Origin of the sequence: Gordonia lacunae (assembly GCF_002149015.1) — a bacterium.
Classification (GTDB): domain Bacteria; phylum Actinomycetota; class Actinomycetes; order Mycobacteriales; family Mycobacteriaceae; genus Gordonia; species Gordonia lacunae.
Genome location: NZ_NGFO01000040.1, coordinates 22,464 through 39,703 on the forward strand (window position 1 = coordinate 22,464; position 17,240 = coordinate 39,703).

The window sequence follows — 17,240 nt, forward strand, 5'->3', positions numbered from 1 at the left end:
CGGCCGGCAACCCGAACCGGTGATGGAGGCCGAGCAGGCCAAGTCCTCTCGCTGAACGTCAAGCTTGCTGCCAGGCAATCACCCTGGGCGCGCCGGCACGCATCCACACCTCACGGATCGCCACACCGACGAGAACCAGCACCAGATAGACAGCGCTGTGTAGGAACACCCCATCGATTCCGCCCGGTGTAGCCAGCACGAAGAAGCCCAACGCAATGAAAGGAACAGCGACGGTCACGATGCCGGCGATGAGGCCCCGCGCCGCGACGGCATCGACGACCGCAGCGACCACGACCAGAACGAACGCTACGGGCGCGTAGACCGCTGGGTCCTGCCACCATTGCGGACCGGGAGAGAAGGCAATGAAACCCGAGCCTGAACCGATCGCCCACCCGCCGAACGGCGCACCAAGTGACTCATACGGACTCCACCAGGTGATACCGCCGGCAAACAGAGCTGAGACCACAAACACCCACCACATGACGTGGCCGACGATTCTCGCACTCACCAACAGTTGTCCAGAGTTCATGCCTGCAACTGTCGCAGAATTCGAGCGAAGTTCTGTACCCGGTGAGAAGTGCCTGTGAGAGTCAGCGGGTGAGCCCGTCGTCATCTCGCCCCGGTCATTCATGATGAGAAGAACATGCTCAGCTTCTGATCGAGGTGGTAAACGAGCGTGGTACGACCAGCCGCACAACAGCTTTCAACTGAACATGCGCAGGCTGTTGCCGAACGTCTGCGCGTCGGTGTGCGCCACGCTCAGACTTAGCCGACCGGAACGGACCTACAATCGGCGCCGTCGGCAGGCCCGCCTCGGCCGGTTGACGCCCGTGGAGTTCGAAGCACTCACCAACACCGCCGCCACCGCGGCACAACCCCAACTGTCACCTACCGTGCAGCAGTCCCGAGTCCTCGCTATCTGCCACTAGTCTCAGGTGAGGCGTCATCCGACACGCGGGCTGGTGCAACTAGTCGGGGTTGTCAGCGTCGAAACTGGCTTGGACGACCCGCATCGCGGACAATGCCGCTGGCGCGCCGCAATATCCGACGCTGTGGACGATGGCCTCGGTGATCTCTGCAGGCGTCAGACCATTGGTTATCGCCGCGCTTACGTGACCAGAAAGCTCTTCATGGGCACGCAGGGCGACGAGTATCCCGATGGTGAGCAGACTGCGGCTACGGCGATCCAGGGCGGGGCGTGACCACTGCGCACCCCATACATGTTCGGTGACGAAGTCTTGGATCATCTCGGACTGCGTACCCGCGGTGCGGGCCAACGCTCGGCTCACGAAGTCGTCGCCCATCACAGAACGCCGGATACGGAGCCCCTGTTCGTATGCGGCGGACTTGGCCGCGGTGTGTTCGCTGTGCGTATCGCCCGAACCGTTGGGGGGCGTGTGTTCGGCCGGTGTCATCGGGGGGCCTTCCTGTGTAGCGTCGACCAGCTCAATGATCTGTTCTGGCTTCGCGAGTACGCGTGCATCGACCATCTGGCCGTAGAGCTTGACCCGGCTCGCCTTGGCCGCCTCAACCTGGTCTGTCTCAAGAAGTGTTGTGACCCAGCTGATTCGAACTCATCCGATAAGATTCTCACCCAGCACCGCATGTCAGAGTTCTGGAAACAAGACATCATGTCCGAGTCTGCTGTCGTTCTGCGTGTTTCCGCGGTAGCGGTGGAATGCGACGTCTTGCCGGCGGAGCAGCGGTATTTGCGGGCCCTGGCACCACGCGGTTGCGGATCGTCCCGAGGCCCTCGACCGTCATCTCGACGATGTCACCGATTGCCAGCGGCGGCAGCGCGTCGTCACCCCGCACTCCCCACAACTCGGCCAGGGAACCCCCGTTTCCACACGTGCCGGAGCCGAGGACGTCGCCTGATCGCACAACCGTGCCCCGCGAGGCGTGAGCGACGAGTTCCGGAAACGTCCACGCCATGTTCGACAAGAGGTCGGCGCCGATCGGATCACCGTTGACGGAGACCGAGCACTCCAACGCAAGGAACCCGGCATCGTCGAGGCGGTGTTCCAGTTCGTCTCGCGTGACGAGCCATGGGCCCAGCGTGGACGAGGAGTCCTTGCTCTTCGTCGGACCGAGACCCACCACCATCTCACGGGCTTGTATGTCCCTTGCGGACCAGTCATTGAAGATCGTGTATCCGAACAGCAGCTCGGCCGCCGCGTCCGTGCTCACGGACGCCCCCGTGCCCGTGACCACTGCCGCGACCTCCAGTTCGAAGTCGAGGACCTCGCACCCGGGCGGCACCGGGACGTCGTCGAACGCACCGATCAGTGCATGAGGGTTGGTGAAGTAGAACGCTGGCGCCTCATACCACTCCGGGGGAACCTCAGTGCGGTTTGTGACCGACTGCAGCGCACCGAGTACGTGCTCCTCGAAGGCCGCGAAGTCGCGCACCGCCGGAGGGACAAGGGGTGGGCGGAGTCGGACATCGGCGATCGGTACGGGTCGCGAGGTCGAGGCCGTCTGCGTGCCGAGTGTTATAGCCTCGGCGACACCCAGTTTCACCGCGTCCAACACTGTCATCCCGTCGGAGAAGGCGTGCAGACCGTCGTCGCTCACGACTCCCGACTCGACACGCCCATCCGGCTTCGTCCATGTGGCGAACTTCATGACACTCCGTTCATCGGATGGCGATCGGGTTCACCGGCGATCCAACCGCGCCGGTGAACGGTATCGGCGCAGCGCAGAGCATGAACTCGTACCGACCGTCGGTCGCACAGGCATCGGCGAGACCATCGAGATCCCAGAGCTCGCCGAGAAACAGCCCCAGGTGAGGTATCACCACCTGGTGAAAGGGTTGGAAGGCGTCGTCGAACTCGTTGGGGCGCACTTCTACTCCCCAGGTGTCAGTCGCCACCGCCGCGACGTCGCGGTCACGGAGCCAGTCGATAGTGGCGAACGACAGGCCCGGCGCAGGGCCACCGGCATACTGGCCCCAGCCGTGGCCACCGGCCACGCCGCGACGGGCCCGAGTGAGCTGCCCGGTCCTGATCAGTAGAAAGTCTCCGCAACCGACCTCGACGGCTTGTTTGCGCAAGGTCTTGTCGAGATCGTCTGGGCTGATGGCATATCCGTCCGTCAGCTCTGTGCTCTGCACCAGCGCACGCCCGACGTCGAGTAACACGCCTCGTCCGACGAACCGGTCTGCGGCCGTCTCGATACCCGTTACGCCGTCACCGTCACTGGTCACGACCTCGCTTGCACGCCGACCGTTCCATGCCATGCCGTGGTCGAAGATGTGGCCGAGACCGTCCCACTGTGTCGCGGCCTGCAGCGGCATGAACACGACATCGTCTGCCCCGCCGAGTCCATGCGGGAATCCCTGGTCACCGTGCTCGTGGTCGAGACCAGAAGTCAGCATCGTCCGGATCGGGTTGGTCCGTCCACGCCACCCGTTCTGCGGGCCGGCGGTGTCGAATGGGAGGGAAAGTGAGATCGTTTCGCCGGTGCGAACCAGCTGCGCGGCGCGAACCCGGCAGCTGTCGTCGACCAGGTTCAGCGTCCCGAGCACGTCGTCTGGGCCCCACCGACCCACGTTGCTGCACCGAGCCGCCGCGGCAGCAACTGCTCCCGAGGGATCCAAACGATCGAGCGGCGCCGCCGTCATCGGACGGCCGCCACAGAAGCGCGGGCCTCTGCAAGGTATCCCTGGGCCATCGGGTCGATGGCGCCCCATGCTCCGGGCGGGGTGCCCGGAAGGATCGCGCCGGTCGCCTCGACCCGCGCGAAGATCTCGCGCGCCGCGGTATCGGCCCGGCGACCCAACTCCGCGAGGTCGTGATGCACCAACCTGCCATCGAGCTTGACGATCTCGCCGCCGACGAGCACGGTACGCACATCGTGGGCCGTCGTCTGAAAGATCAGCGTGCCGTACGGGTCGAGCCGAGGATGTTGTTCAAAGGAATTGCCGCCCACCAGGATCACATCGGCCTTCTTACCGGGCTTCAGGCTGCCGATCTGGTCGCTCATGCCGAGAGCATCTGCTCCGTTCACAGTGGCCCACCCGAGAGCGTCCTTGGCAGTACTGACGACGGCCTCCGGCATATGCCCGGCGATGTTCAGCTCATGCGTGGCATCCCACCGCGCGAAACCCAAACCGAGCCTGGCCTGATGCCACAGGTCACCGCTGTTGAGACTCATCACATCTGCCGACAACGTCGGCGCGATGCCGTACTCACGGCACCTGGCGAACACGGGACGTCCCATGCCCATGTTCAGCTCGGTCTCGACGGAGATGGACACCTTCCCATCGGTGCGGCGAAGGATCTCCCATTCGTGACCGGTCAGTGCGTTGCAGTGCACATGGACCATGTCGGGACCCAGCAGACCCAGCGCGTCGAGTTCCGGGATGCCGAAGGTCAGCGGGCTTCCCCACACGCAGCCAGTGTGGTTGACCATCAGTGCCCCGTGCTCGCGAGCGGTTGCAATCTCGTTCAGGGTGTCCTGCCAGGGCAGTCCCAGAGGTTCACTGAGCGCCACACCGGCGGTCACTCGAGCATCGGCGTCGCTCAGCTCGGCTTCGACCAGTCGACGGTAGTCACGGAGTCGATCGGCGTGAGGGCCGAACTTGGTTCCGGTAGGACTGCTCTCGAAGAAGCCATGGCAGTGGACTGCTCGAACGCCGCTGTCCTTGATGCCAGCAATCGCGGCATCGCTGTGCTCCGGGGTGTTGTTGGTGTGCGAGAAATCCAGAATCGTTGTGACACCCGCATTCAGCGCCTCCGCGCCACCGAGCACCTGTCCGAGGTGCAGGTCATCCGGGCTGAATACGGGAGAGATCCCGAGACGAATGCCGAAATAGTAGTCACCCAACGTCCAATCAGCGCAGATGCCACGGAGGAGGGACTGCCAGGTGTGTCGGTGCGTGTCGACCAACCCAGGCAGGACGAGGTGACCGCGTGCATCGATCACCTCGCAGTCGATGATGCCGATCGATGACGCAACCTGGACGATCCGACCGTCCTCGATGAGGATGTCCCCCACCGGGAAGTCTCCCAGAACAGGATCCATCGTGATGACATGACCGCCTCGGATCACGGTGCGCTGCTGGGCCATGGGCTTGTGCCTCCTGTATCGATATGCCGGTCTTCAATGACCGACGTCACAAAGATGACAGAGAGGCGGCGATCCAATCATGGGCCGAAAAAGACATGATCCGAGACCGCAGGACGCAGGGTACCGCCGGTCAGGCCGTCGTGGGCAGCGCCGAGATGCGTCTCGCGGCGGCACGGAACGCGGCAACAGCAGGTCGTGTGTCATCGTGACGGGTCGCGACGGCGGTCGTGATCGGTGGCCCTTTCAGCGGCACGAAACAGACATCGGGGTGCGCGAAGAAGTTTGCGGCCTCTGCACCGTGGATCCCGACCAGTCCGGTGGTTGCGACGGCAGTCGTCAACATCTCGAGAGACGTAGTGACGCGACCGGCAGCTGGAGGGCCGACCCAGTCGACGAACCGGTCGTCCGTGCCCTCGAACCGTAACCAGTGGTCGGAGGGCACGTCGTCGACCGACAGATGGTCGGCCTCTGAGTACAACGACTCACGAGGCACCACCGCCACCCGTGGCGTCTGCATGACCGGCAGCAGATCGATACCGTCGACGTCACCGAGATAGTGGACAAGAGCGACGTCGACCTCATGCTGGTGCAATGCCGAGTACTGACTCTTCAACGTCAATCCTCGGTGAGTCAGCACGATGCCGGGCACGTCGCTGAGAACTTCCCTCCGTAGTTGCCGCCACTGGCCCCCCACGCCGAACCCGAGAACCCCAACCCTCACAGCGGACGGGTCGACGACGATGGCGGGTCGCAAGGCATCGAGGTCTGCAAGTACCTGCCGGATTCGTGCTACCAGTGCCGCGCCCTCTGATGTCAGAGAGACCCGCCGACTGGTTCGGTCGAACATGCGCACACTGAGTTCGGACTCGACCTGACGGATTCGACGACCGAACGGAGCTTCGCCGATGTAGTGGCGTCTCGCCGATCGACCGAAGTGAAGCTCTTCTGCGAGGGTGACGACATATCGCAACGACTCAATGTCCACCGATCACACCTCTCAATGCGCACCGACACGCCGTTTCGGGGCCTCAGAACTCACTCTAGGTCGCAGAGAAGGGCCTAGTGATAGGTACTGCGAACCGTCTCCCGCGACTGACCCCGGTCCGGATGTCGAGATGACAGGCCGGCGACGATCACTCACGTCGATGCACCCATGCCAGATCGACGATCCTTCATCCCGCCGTCCCGCAGTGGGGGCATCGGCCCCGCGGAGTCCTCCCTTCGGCCGGCGCATGCCGCCGACCCAGGGTGCGCTCGAGAGCCCCGAGTATCGCAAGGCCGCCGAGATCAGCACCTGACATAAGGAGCGAGAGCACCCATCAGACGTCCGCCCGGCGTCCGCGCGCCGCCGACCGAGGCCGTCCCCGCAGTCACGACAGGGCCTCGGTGAGCGTGGCGCCGGTGGCGGCTACGACGCCGTCGACGGTGACCCCCGGCGCCAGTTCCCGCAGCAGCAAGGTCCCGTCACCGGGGACGTCGATGACCGCGAGGTCCGTGATGATCCGGTTCACCACGCCCGATCCGGTCAGCGGAAGAGTGCAGGCATCAACGATTTTCGGGTTCTCGTTCCGGTCGGTGTGTTCCATCAGAACGATCACGCGGGCCGCGCCGTGCACCAGATCCATTGCCCCGCCCATGCCTTTGACCATCTTGCCCGGCACCATCCAGTTAGCGAGGTCACCGAGCCGCGATACCTGCATACCGCCCAGGACAGCGGTGTCGATATGCCCACCGCGGATCATGCCGAACGACAGCGCTGAGTCGAAGAACGCCGCGCCTGGTTTGACGGTAACGGTCTCTTTTCCAGCGTTGATCAGATCGGCGTCGACGGCCTCCTCGGTGGGGTAGCCACCGGTGCCGAGAATGCCGTTCTCGGAGTGCAGGATGACGCGGACGTCTGCACTGAGATGGTCTGGAATGAGGGTGGGGAGGCCGATGCCAAGATTGACGTACTCGCCGTCGATCATCTCTGCGGCGGCGCGTGCTGCCATTTGATCGCGGGTCCATCCGCGTACTCGGGTTGTCCCTGTCATCGTGATTCTCTTGCGGTGCTCACAGTGCGCTTCTCGATTCGTTTGGTCTGCGTACCCGTGTGGACGAGGCGTTGGACGAAGACTCCGGGAAGGTGAACTCTGTTGGGGTCGAGCTGACCGGGCTCGACCAGTTCTTCGACCTGCGCGATGGTGATCCGACCGGCCATTGCGGCCAGAGGATTGAAGTTCAAGGCGGTCTTGTCGAAAACGAGGTTGCCTTCGGTATCGCCTACACGAGCGTGCACGAGTGCGAAGTCGGCCGTGATGGCTTTCTCCAGTACGTAGCGACGATCGCCAAACACGCGGGTTTCCTTTGGAGGTGAGGCGATCAACACTGAGCCGTCGGTGCCGTATCGCCACGGCATTCCTCCGTCGGCGATCGACGTGCCCACGCCGGCGGGGGTGAAGAACGCGGGTATCCCTACGCCGCCCGCACGCAGTCGCTCGGCCAGGGTTCCCTGTGGAGTGAGCTCTACTTCAAGCTCGCCGGCAAGGTATTGCCGGGCAAACTCTTTGTTCTCGCCGACATAGGACGCGGTGACACGTGTGATCGCGCCGCTGGACAGCAGTATGCCCAGGCCACAGTCATCGACGCCGCAGTTGTTGGAAAACACCTGCAGGTCGGTGGTGCCGGCGGCGGCGAGGGCTTCGATCAACTCATCGGGCACCCCGCAGAGCCCAAACCCGCCGACGGCCAGGGTTGCGCCATGGGGAATGTCGGCGACTGCCTCGGCCGCCCCGGCATACAGCTTTTCGGCCATGACCCGTCCTCCCGTTCGCTGAGTGAGATTCACTTGGACATCGGACACTGTCCAGGAAAATCCAGCTTGCAGGCAATACGCCGGGCAGTTTCTCTCGCCAGGTGAAACCAGCACGGACCAGGCGTCCATTGAGTGAACGCTAGAGTGGGGACTGTGGACGCCGGAAGAACTCAAGTCATCGCTCGAGCGGCGCAACTGCTGCGCGCGGCGGGCACCTTCCTGCCGGACGGTGCGTCAACGACCGAGTTGGCCACCGCAACCGGGCTAGCCAGACCGACCGCACACCGCCTATTGGGAACATTGGCCGAACAAGGCCTGATGGATCGAGACCCTGCGACTGGCCGTTGGAATCTGGGGCCTGAATTGTTCCTCCTCGGCGCCGGGGCGGCCCAGCGCTACGACATCACCGATACTGCCCGGGACTTGATCGATCGACTGGCTCGCGATACTGGGGAGAGCGCGTTCCTTTCCGCGCGCCGCGGAGATGAAACGGTGTGTATCTACGGCCAGGAAGGCAGTTTTCCGCTGCGCTCACACGTACTGCATGAAGGAGTACGGTTCCCACTGGGCGTTGCCTCTGCCGGCCTGGTTATCCTCAGCCATCTACCCGATCGCGACATCGACGCCTATTTTGCGCGGAGCAACCTATCGATGGCCTGGGGTGAGACACACAGCGAGCCTGAGCTCCGACGACGAATCGTTTCGACACGAACAACCGGATACGCGGTGAATCCCGCGCTACTGGTCGACGGTAGTTGGGGAATGGGTGCAGCGGTATTCGACCGCAATGGCCGGCCAGCGTGGGCGTTGAGCGTGACTGGCGTCGAGACCCGCTTCCGCGACGAACGCCAGCGCGAGATGGGCGAACTGCTGCTCAACAGTGCCCATACACTGTCACTGCGACTGCGAGATTCGGCGATTCCGTCGACGGGCTCGCCTAGAACGAGAGCATAACGCTCAAGTGATCATGCACTCGTTTGCGTCCGTGACGGATCTCGACGCATGTGGGAGCACGACCATGCTGCTCATTCGGCCTCGGCGCTTGGCCTGAGCGGCAAACCCCGGTCAAGCGAAGAGGTGCCGACCCCGACCGCAGTGGCCGAACCCCACTGAAGTAACTCAGCGATCGAATACCCATGGGTTGCCGGTGCGCGGCCGCGTGCCTGGTGGGCTAGATGTCCTCTAGATTCGGACGCGTGCCAGCGATCTCGAAATCTGCGGCGCCCGTCGGCGGCGGTTGGCCGCGAACCCACATCGGCACCGTTGTGGCAGCAGCAGGGATCGGCATTCTCCTCGTTGCCGCAATCACCGTGATCACCTTGGGCGAAGGGCAAATCCGATACACCGCCGACTCCACAAACACCATCCCCATATGGCATCCCTGGTTCGCCGCCGCCGTCGGCATCGGGTTGCTCCTCATCACGCCCACCACCGGGTTTGATCGCAGTTGCACCCCGCCAGGTGGGTGCGCGGCAGATGGCTTCGTCCTTCTTGCTCTAGCCCTCGCCTTCACGATCGCGCTGACCCTGCTCGGACCATCAGAGCCTGCTTACACGGCACTCAAGTCAGGTCTGCTCCTACTCGGTCCACTGCTGCTGTTCGCGGCGCGCCGGCGATTCGCCAGAGTCACCCGCACAGGAGTCACGGAAGCATCGCCGCCCCCGACCGCAAACGGGGCTCCGTGGTGGCCGCTGCTACCAGTACTGGGATGGATCGTGACCTACCTGGCCCTCTCGCTCACGCATGCTGAGGCTGGTTACGAAGCCGACATGCTGACCGTTGTTGCGGCCGCGCTTCTAGTATTCTTGCTCAACGCCGTGCTGGAGGAGTTCTTCTACCGGCGGTGGCTACAAACGCGATGGGAGGCCATTCTCGGGGGGGTATGGCCCGCCATCATCGTCAGCTCGCTCACCTGGGCCTCGTGGCACATCGCCGTCCAAGGAACCGGGGATTGGATCGTGGATCTCGCGAATGTCTTCGCGAATCAGGGAATCACAGGCCTTTTCCTCGGCCTGTTATGGCGACGCCATCGGGTCATGTGGCCGCTACTGTTGGTGCACGGCCTGATGAACGCGAACCCGCTCACGCTGTTCTGACCCTTCCCTGTTGCGCGAAGTCCAGTTCCGTACCGACTCCATGCCTGACCGTCATCTTGATGACCAGCTGTGTGTGTACCTACGATGGCAGAATGGTCGATGTCTTCCGCTCCCTTGAGGATTCGATGAAGCGCCTGCTACCCGAGACAGAAATCACCGACGAGCTCATCGTCGACCAGGTCAGAACGATCCAGCAACTCGAGCAGGAGCACCAGCTCAAGGCCGATGTGGTCGAACGCCTGCGCACGGCGACGTCCGAGAACGATCTTGCCGCAAGGGATGTCGCCGGGTCAGAGATGGCGATGTTGCAGGATGAGATTCTGAGGAAGTCCGTTTCTGCCCTGTACACCCTCGGAATGGTTTCCGCCGCACAGCTGCTCGAATACATGGTGAACGAGATCGTTGACGTCGGCGAAACGTAGACCGCCATCGTCACACCGAACAGCGCCGCCAACCGGGGTGACGTGAATGGTGGAAGTCAGCGCACCTCAGGGGAACGTTCGGCGAGCGGCGCGTGTTCGAGGAACGATCGGGCTACGTAGGAGAGCCCGAACGCCGCGGCCGCGACCACGACGAGCACTGTCGCGGTGGCCTGGATCGGTCCTTCGGTGTGAAACCGGATCCACAGCGCACAAGTGACGGCGACGAGCAGGCTGATGGCAGCAACTGCGGAGGCGATCGTCGTCGGGTGCATAGGAAGCCCCGATATGGGCCGGGGAGACCGAAAGGGTTCTTGCACGGGACGTGCCAATAAGGCGAAGGTCGAGATGAGCGCCAAAAACAGGATGTGCCCGACGGCCGACGCTGATGGCAGCGCCTCGATGTCCGGGTCTGCGCGCAAGATCATGTAGCCGGTGTCGGACGTGGCTGCAGCGAGGAAGGCCGCAGAGAGAACAGCCGAGCTGGTCAGTCGCCGACCGTAGACGATCGGCGCGAATGCGAGCATTGCCAGCAGGATGTCGGCGCTGGGGCGAAGCGCGTAGACGTTCGTCCACGCGTCGGCGTGCCCATCGCCGAGTGCCGTCAGCAATGTCAGGGCGGCAAGGTAGATCCCGCAGAACATACACAGCAGGGTCGCAGCGTTGTCGATCCGGCCCATCGGCCGGCCGACGCCCAGCGCCCTACTACTCCTCCACAGTGCGACTGTCGCGAAGAGCGGCATCCACAAATAGGCAACATCATGGAGATGCCCTAGAGGTACGGGCTCGTCACGAACAGTACGCGCGAAAGCCCACAAGACATGCCCGACCAGCCAACCCGATATGGCGGCGGTCATGATGGCGAAGAACGTCGCTGCTGACTGGTGGCCGTTCTTCCGGCACCAGAACGCGCGGGTGGCCAGGATGATGATCGCCGCGACGGCGAACGCCAGCGCTGATATATCGGCGGCAGCCGTTGTCCGGCCGGGGTCGGGGTCTATCGCCAGCATCACCGCCAGAGCGGACACGGCAGTTGCCGCGATCAGATACCACACCGCCAAGGCCACTCGCCATGAGGACGTTGGGGTCGCCGGCGTCGACGTGTCCAGGTCGGGGGGAGGATCCATGCCGTCCGAGGCCACGCCGTCCCACAGACGGCGCGCGTGCGCGACATCGGCGTCCAACGCGACGGCGATATCGCGCACCACCGGCCATGACGGCACCATCGCACCGTTGAGAACCTTGGCGACAGTGGTGTGGCTGTACGCCGTATTCGCGGCAATCGTTCGTAAACTCGGCTCGCCCGCCGATTGACGGACCGCCCGTAACCAGGCAATCAGCGTGTGATGTCCGTCGCTATCCGTGCTCACTCGACCCCTTCCGGTTGCTGGAAACGACTGTAAACCCTTGCTGACCGGCGTAAACACGTCTTCTCGGATTGCATTACATCTCATGTTCGCTATCTGCTATTCCCGGTCGCGCAGTTCGCGTCGACATTCACCAGCAGGTCTGAGGAGGACACATGAGACGCCAGATGCGAATTGCCACAGGTGCGGTGGGGATCGCCGCAGCCATGACGGTGGCACTGCCCGTCGCCACCGCACACGCCGACGTCATCGTGAACAACCACATCACCACGGAGTCGCCGACCCGACAGGTGAACCCGATGCCCGGGTTGCTCAATCTCCCGGTGGCTCCGGGGCCGTGGACCAACCTCGACGACGGGCGCACCGCTGAGACTTCGCCGCAGTGGTCGCAGTCCCCGTCCCTGGGTGAGAAGCGTGTCGATCCGGCTGCCCGGAAGAAGCTGCATGGAGCTGCAGTCCACGACGGGCAAGTCGACGGCGCGGCCACCGGCGGGATCAACGGCGCGGCCACCGGGGGCGGCATCGGCGCCGTCACCGGCGCCGGCGTGGGGGCCGCGCTGGGTGCCTCGGCAGGACTCGTCCTCGGACCCGTGATCGGCGGACTGACCGGAATGGGAATGGGCTGTGTGGTCGGCCTGCCCGCTGCCGGCATCGGTTGCATTCCCGGCGCAATCATCGGCGGGATCATCGTCGGCGTGGCAGGCACCATAGCGGGTCCCGTCGTAGGCGGACTCGCCGGCGCCGCAATCGGCGCCGGAGTCGGCAGCGTCGTCGGAGGGGCAATCGGTGGCGCGGTCGGCGAGAACAACGGCCGAGGTATCGGCGGATCGACCTCGGACTCTCAGTCGCGCCTGGAACAGGCCCGGGACAACGCCCGACGCTCGGCCGACTCGTCTGCAGCTCCGCGCGAGGTCGCGCCTGCAACTCCGCGCAAGGTCGCGGCCACTCCCGCACCGGGTGCACAGCGCACCGCGTCGACGGTGACACTGCCGAACGAGGTCGCTCAGCTCATCCCGCGGGAACTGGCAGCCCTCGTTCCTGCCCCCTAGATCACCGAGCCGTCCCGGGTGCTCGTCGGCGAGCCACCCGGGACCGTTCAGTCAGCGACCGGACACCGGTCGGTCATTGAACCCCGCACACGCCAAACGGGATCCGCGCCAACGTTGCCGCAGAACTATTCACCTCGTGAATGCGTTAGAGCTGATCTGATCGGCACGAACGGGCACGGCAACAGTCAGATCCAAAGCCAGGGAGCGTGACGTAGCTCTGCTGCGGTGTGGACAGCACCCGGTGCAACACGAAAGTGACGTGGGAGATGAAAGCACTGGTTCTCACCGATCGCGGCGAAGCCGAGTACGTGGACTTGCCCGCCGTCAATCCAGAACGGGCGGTACGGGAGATCATCGGCGGTCAAACGACTTCACTTACCCTCACCCGTCTGGCTGCCCACGTAGATCTGTGCGCGCTGCTTGAGCCGCTCACAGCTCTCGGAGGGGTAGGCCACAACGATGTGGCCACCCGGATAGCCTCCGCAGGCATCGGAAGACCGAGAGACGTTTGCGGAACCGCGGTCATCACCGCCCACACCCACTCGGGAATCCTCACTGCGCTGTCCCGGCGCGACTGCGCTGCCCTGGACCGCATCATCGCCGAGATCTACACCGGCTACCCGCCACCCAACCTCCAGAGTGTGACAGAAGACGAAACGAGAAGCTGGGACTGCCGTACGGATAGGTGACCTTCAACGAGGTTTGCCTTCAGGCGGTCAACAAGGACGCGCCTGCGCGTATGTGCCTGATCGCCCTCACCTCGCCGACGGCCTCACACCACACCGCACAAGCAACGCGACAGGCGACCCGCGCACGCGATGTCACCAGAGCGCGCGTCCGTGCAGCGATCGAACGCGGCATCGGAGCCGGCACCCTCCCCGACTCAACCGACGTCGATGCACTCACCGCGACGTTCGACGCCTACCTGCTGCGAGCTCTGACGCAGTCAGGACAAGAGGCTTCGACCGCACCAAGCATTTGATGGACGACGTCTGGACTCGCCGCCACAACGGCGTCACGGAAGACGAGTTCGTCCAGACTCTGAAGGTCCTCCAGCAATTCATCCTCAACACCGGCGGCCAAGCGTGGCACCACGCGATAGGCGAAGCGAACCGACCCGCGTCGATGCGATCACGATCACCGACAAGGTTGAGGTGCCGACAACAGCTGCGCACACAACCTATTTCGGCCGCGCCCGGTACACCCACGCAGCACTCGTAGGCCCCCGCGAGGCGGCCCAGGTGGACGCCCGCTTCCATCCGTGACAGCAGCAATGCACCTCCGCGCAGGACAGCGGGCAGCACCGGCTCGAGAGTCCCGCCATTCTTCATCAATGGCGACGCAATGCGTTGTGCGGCAAAGGATTGCGCCGACAATAACGACTGTTCAAGGCACAGTCCGAAAGTCATTGCGAGCGCTGCGTACTCAGCACTCTGATCATTGCGGTCATACTGTGGAAGTGCTGGCAGCCACAGCGGCCGCGTCGGAGATCTGACGATGGAACTCGGCTCGGCGGCGTAGGGCCATGGTTCGTGTGATCTGACGCAGAGGGGTGGGCAGGACTCGATGCACCACCTGGGCGACACCGATCAACCCGGCAAGTTTGCGCTCGTCCCGCTCGCTCCATTCCCAACCCAAGACAGCACGATGCTGGGCCGGCGTCAGACCGACGGTCAGCAGGACCGCGACGGGGCCTAGCACCCGTCGGGCCATCGGCCTCCATAACGGCACCAAGGCGCCGGGCAGGGCCGCCGGAACGGGGATGTCGGCGACCGTTCCATGAAGTTGTTGTGCTGCCGGGTGATCTTCGAGTTTGGCCATGGTGTCGGCGAAGTAGCGGTCGTAGTCGACGAGAGTGGCGGGGATGCTGGGTTCTGGAGCTCCGGCCAGTCGCGCCATCTGCTTGATGCCGTCGTAGACGTCGTGGCGCTGGGCGGGACTCAACGGAATCTTGTCAAACCGTTCGGCAACTGTCTCGATCGCCCACATTGCAGTGGCGAGAACAAAGAAGTACCCGTCGCCGTGCCAGGCGTGATACCGGCGGCCCTGGTGGTCTACCCCACCGATCGGTTTGTGCAGCGCCCGCACGTCGCGTCCGTAATCGGAACCATAGAACGCCAGGCCGAGGGTCTGCCAAAACGAGCGCTGAAACCGCAGTATCGGATCGACGGTGTAGATCGAGTGCTGCGCCACTCCTGCTCCGATCACCGGATGCGACGTCTGCAACACCAAGGCGGCTGGCGCCACAGCGAGAATGCGCCAGTCCGACACCGCCCTCACGGTCGCACTGTCGGGTGCCAGTGCCGAGGGTTCCGCGGGTCGTAGGTGTTGCTCCGGTAGATCGGCTCCGGTGCGAGTCCGTTCGGCCATCGACGGGGCCGCCTTTCATTCTGGTATTGGTCGATACCAGAATCGTTCGATTGGGTTACAGTTGTCAAGATCGCCATGACCCCACACCCCCGTAGGTACGGCGGCGTCTCCGCGGCCGACCGCCGGACCCAGCGCCGCACGCAATTGATCGACGCACTGTTCACCTGTCTCACCACTAGATCGGTGGACGAGATCACGCTTCGGTTGGTGACCGCCGAAGCGGGCCTTAACGCTCGATACGTCTACGAAGAATTCGGCGGCCTCGACGGCTTCATCCGGGCTGGTTACGAAACTGCCGTCGGCCAGTTCAGAGACCACATCGACGGCGCGCTGGGCGCCGACGTCGATGAGACCGCCGACGATGTCGCGGTCATCGTCTCGGCGATCTGCACTTTCGTAGAGCGCCAACAACACAAAGCGCGCCTTATCGTCGTCGACTCACTCAAAGTTCCTGCGTTGTCCGATCGGCGCAAGCAGGCCATCGATCACTTCACCGGCGCGTTCGCACGGCGACTCGGCGCGCAACGTGCCTATGCCCACATTCCCCGCGATCAGTTGGCGCTCACCGCACGGTTTCTCGTCGGCGCAACCGGCGAGGTCATCGTCGGAACCATCGACCACTCCGTCCCCGGGACACCGACAACACACGTGCCTGCACTTACTGCGCTGTTCACCGGAGCATTGAGTCAACGATCATCCACAGCACCCACAGACTGAGCGTCACGCTAGAAAGCCCGGAGGTCGTGCCGCACCTCGCGTGGTCATGACGTGCCGTCGTCAGTTCATTCCGGTAGTCTTTGCAACGCTTTTCGAGCTTGGGTGCGGACCATCCCGTTAGCGTCGTGAAGGTAGGGCGCGACGCGGTCGCGGACACCGGTTGCCTTCATCGCAGCAAGTGCTCTGATTGAGAAGAAGGTCCATTCGGTGTCGAGGTAGCGCAGGGCGATCTCACGCGCGGCGGGCGTCTTGACTTTGCCCATGTACTCGATCAGCGAGCCTCGGGGCACCTCGGGTGGAAGCTCTTCGATGAGGTCGGCGATGCGCGCGAAGTCCCTCTTGGTGGCGATTCGCTTCAGCACATACCCGGCGATGTCCGGAGCGGGACCAGGCAGCGGTGGCTGCCACGTCAACTGATCGATGATGAGGTTGATGACGTCTGCTCGACCTCGCAAGCTGGGCGCGGCGCTGTAGAGGCAGCTGACGAGATTCGCACGCAGAGCCTGCCTGTGACGGCTCTCCGGGCCGGGCACGCGTTCTTCGAGATGCGTCAGCCAGTCGATGAAAACAGGAATAGCCTGTGGTCTTTGGCGAGTACCGACAAGGCTGTTGATCGTGTAACAGCGCACCCCTACCGCGGCGAGCTCCTGCATGAGCCGCCGATCAAATCCGTTCTCGCCGTCGCGGTACCGCGCGGGTATCCGATCCATCCAGTCATCACCCTCGGGAGGCTGGCCTGAATGAGTCACCTGCGGGTACTCGGCGTCCGCCGCACCGGGGGTCGCAGCTTCCGCGGGCAGGTCGCGTGACGTCTTGCGAGGTGCCGGCTGGTCACCACGTGTCTCGATCGCCTCGATAGCTGCCCGCACCTCGGCGATCCGCGCGACACGACTTGCCCGGTCAGGCGCAGACCCCGTCATCACGCGCCACCCACCCACATTGATCTAGCTGCTTGTTGCGACCCCATGGTCACGGATGCTGCTCGACGAAGCCACCGCCGCCTACCACTATCGATCGATCAGACGACGCGCACGATCCGCGCGCACTTTCAACCCTGTATGGCGCGTAACCGGTGCGACCCGCACAACGCACTCACAGTGTTGTGCCGAGAAACAGCGTAGATGACGAAGTAGAGCGCAACGTTGGCGTTGACATCGACGACTACGGCGGTGACGCGTTTCGGCGCGGAGGTCAGATAATCGTTGTTGCAAAGCCTTTCGATAGAAGGGGCGCCGGGGAAGATGAGGACCAAACTGGGGGATGAAGGTGACCCAGGTGGTCGACAAGGCACCGACGGTGGCGGGCAACTCGGGGGGCGAGGCCGCCGGGGCTGCGTCTTGGGTGGTCTCGGGGCC

General features: G+C 63.8%; 18 protein-coding genes. 7 read left to right on the plus strand and 11 right to left on the minus strand.

Features of this window, described 5'->3' with window-relative positions; genetic code table 11:
* Positions 1–58 precede the first annotated feature (58 nt).
* The 8 genes from CA982_RS23405 to CA982_RS23445 all read right to left on the minus strand — a co-directional run bounded on the left by CA982_RS23405 (position 59) and on the right by CA982_RS23445 (position 7,867).
* A complete protein-coding gene (locus CA982_RS23405) occupies positions 59–529 on the minus strand; it encodes a hypothetical protein (RefSeq protein WP_086537531.1) in 471 nt (156 codons plus the stop codon).
* Between the two features lie 439 nt (positions 530–968).
* Positions 969–1,415, minus strand: a complete 447-nt coding sequence (locus CA982_RS23415) for a carboxymuconolactone decarboxylase family protein (RefSeq protein ID WP_086537532.1) — start codon at positions 1,413–1,415, stop codon at positions 969–971.
* Positions 1,416–1,629: 214 nt separating this feature from the next.
* Positions 1,630–2,628, minus strand: a complete 999-nt coding sequence (locus tag CA982_RS23420; protein WP_086537533.1) for a fumarylacetoacetate hydrolase family protein — start codon at positions 2,626–2,628, stop codon at positions 1,630–1,632.
* 10 nt (positions 2,629–2,638) lie between these two features.
* Entirely contained in the window at positions 2,639–3,379 is a 741-nt protein-coding gene (locus tag CA982_RS23425; RefSeq protein WP_341865043.1) for a cyclase family protein, read from the minus strand.
* Positions 3,380–3,621: 242 nt separating this feature from the next.
* Positions 3,622–5,073: an amidohydrolase family protein gene (locus tag CA982_RS23430; RefSeq protein WP_086537535.1), complete on the minus strand. Its 1,452-nt coding sequence runs from the start codon at positions 5,071–5,073 to the stop codon at positions 3,622–3,624.
* A gap of 130 nt (positions 5,074–5,203) precedes the next feature.
* On the minus strand, positions 5,204–6,058 hold the full coding sequence (locus CA982_RS26980) for a LysR family transcriptional regulator (protein WP_086537536.1): 855 nt from the start codon (positions 6,056–6,058) through the stop codon (positions 5,204–5,206).
* Between the two features lie 385 nt (positions 6,059–6,443).
* On the minus strand, positions 6,444–7,106 hold the full coding sequence (locus CA982_RS23440) for a 3-oxoacid CoA-transferase subunit B (RefSeq protein WP_086537537.1): 663 nt from the start codon (positions 7,104–7,106) through the stop codon (positions 6,444–6,446).
* On the minus strand, positions 7,103–7,867 hold the full coding sequence (locus CA982_RS23445; RefSeq protein ID WP_208618079.1) for a CoA transferase subunit A: 765 nt from the start codon (positions 7,865–7,867) through the stop codon (positions 7,103–7,105). The genes CA982_RS23440 and CA982_RS23445 overlap by 4 nt, the downstream gene beginning before the upstream one ends.
* Before the next feature lie 153 nt (positions 7,868–8,020).
* Here CA982_RS23445 and CA982_RS23450 point away from each other — a divergent pair, with 153 nt between their 5' ends.
* From CA982_RS23450 to CA982_RS23460, 3 genes are all read left to right on the plus strand, one after another.
* Entirely contained in the window at positions 8,021–8,821 is an 801-nt protein-coding gene (locus CA982_RS23450) for an IclR family transcriptional regulator (RefSeq protein WP_086537553.1), read from the plus strand.
* Positions 8,822–9,063: 242 nt separating this feature from the next.
* Complete coding sequence (locus tag CA982_RS23455; RefSeq protein ID WP_244176462.1) at positions 9,064–9,963, plus strand: CPBP family intramembrane glutamic endopeptidase; 900 nt, start codon at positions 9,064–9,066, stop codon at positions 9,961–9,963.
* Between the two features lie 92 nt (positions 9,964–10,055).
* Complete coding sequence (locus tag CA982_RS23460; RefSeq protein ID WP_086537539.1) at positions 10,056–10,385, plus strand: hypothetical protein; 330 nt, start codon at positions 10,056–10,058, stop codon at positions 10,383–10,385.
* Positions 10,386–10,441: 56 nt separating this feature from the next.
* Here CA982_RS23460 and CA982_RS23465 read toward each other — a convergent pair whose 3' ends face one another.
* Positions 10,442–11,752 carry a helix-turn-helix domain-containing protein gene (locus CA982_RS23465; RefSeq protein ID WP_086537540.1) on the minus strand — a complete coding sequence of 437 codons (1,311 nt, stop codon included), beginning with the start codon at positions 11,750–11,752 and terminating at the stop codon, positions 10,442–10,444.
* Positions 11,753–11,916: 164 nt separating this feature from the next.
* Here CA982_RS23465 and CA982_RS23470 point away from each other — a divergent pair, with 164 nt between their 5' ends.
* From CA982_RS23470 to CA982_RS23480, 3 genes are all read left to right on the plus strand, one after another.
* Positions 11,917–12,798 carry a hypothetical protein gene (locus CA982_RS23470; RefSeq protein ID WP_144066103.1) on the plus strand — a complete coding sequence of 294 codons (882 nt, stop codon included), beginning with the start codon at positions 11,917–11,919 and terminating at the stop codon, positions 12,796–12,798.
* A gap of 266 nt (positions 12,799–13,064) precedes the next feature.
* On the plus strand, positions 13,065–13,487 hold the full coding sequence (locus CA982_RS23475; protein WP_144066104.1) for a hypothetical protein: 423 nt from the start codon (positions 13,065–13,067) through the stop codon (positions 13,485–13,487).
* A complete protein-coding gene (locus CA982_RS23480) occupies positions 13,484–13,780 on the plus strand; it encodes a TetR family transcriptional regulator C-terminal domain-containing protein (protein WP_086537543.1) in 297 nt (98 codons plus the stop codon). The genes CA982_RS23475 and CA982_RS23480 overlap by 4 nt, the downstream gene beginning before the upstream one ends.
* A 464-nt stretch (positions 13,781–14,244) precedes the next feature.
* On the opposite strand, the gene CA982_RS23485 is transcribed toward CA982_RS23480, so the two are convergent.
* Entirely contained in the window at positions 14,245–15,069 is an 825-nt protein-coding gene (locus CA982_RS23485; protein ID WP_158097831.1) for an oxygenase MpaB family protein, read from the minus strand.
* 282 nt (positions 15,070–15,351) lie between these two features.
* Here CA982_RS23485 and CA982_RS23490 point away from each other — a divergent pair, with 282 nt between their 5' ends.
* Positions 15,352–15,885, plus strand: a complete 534-nt coding sequence (locus CA982_RS23490) for a TetR/AcrR family transcriptional regulator (protein ID WP_086537545.1) — start codon at positions 15,352–15,354, stop codon at positions 15,883–15,885.
* Between the two features lie 65 nt (positions 15,886–15,950).
* Here the strand turns inward: CA982_RS23490 and CA982_RS23495 are convergent, their stop codons facing one another.
* Entirely contained in the window at positions 15,951–16,805 is an 855-nt protein-coding gene (locus tag CA982_RS23495) for a HEAT repeat domain-containing protein (protein WP_144066105.1), read from the minus strand.
* Between the last annotated feature and the right edge of the window lie 435 nt (positions 16,806–17,240).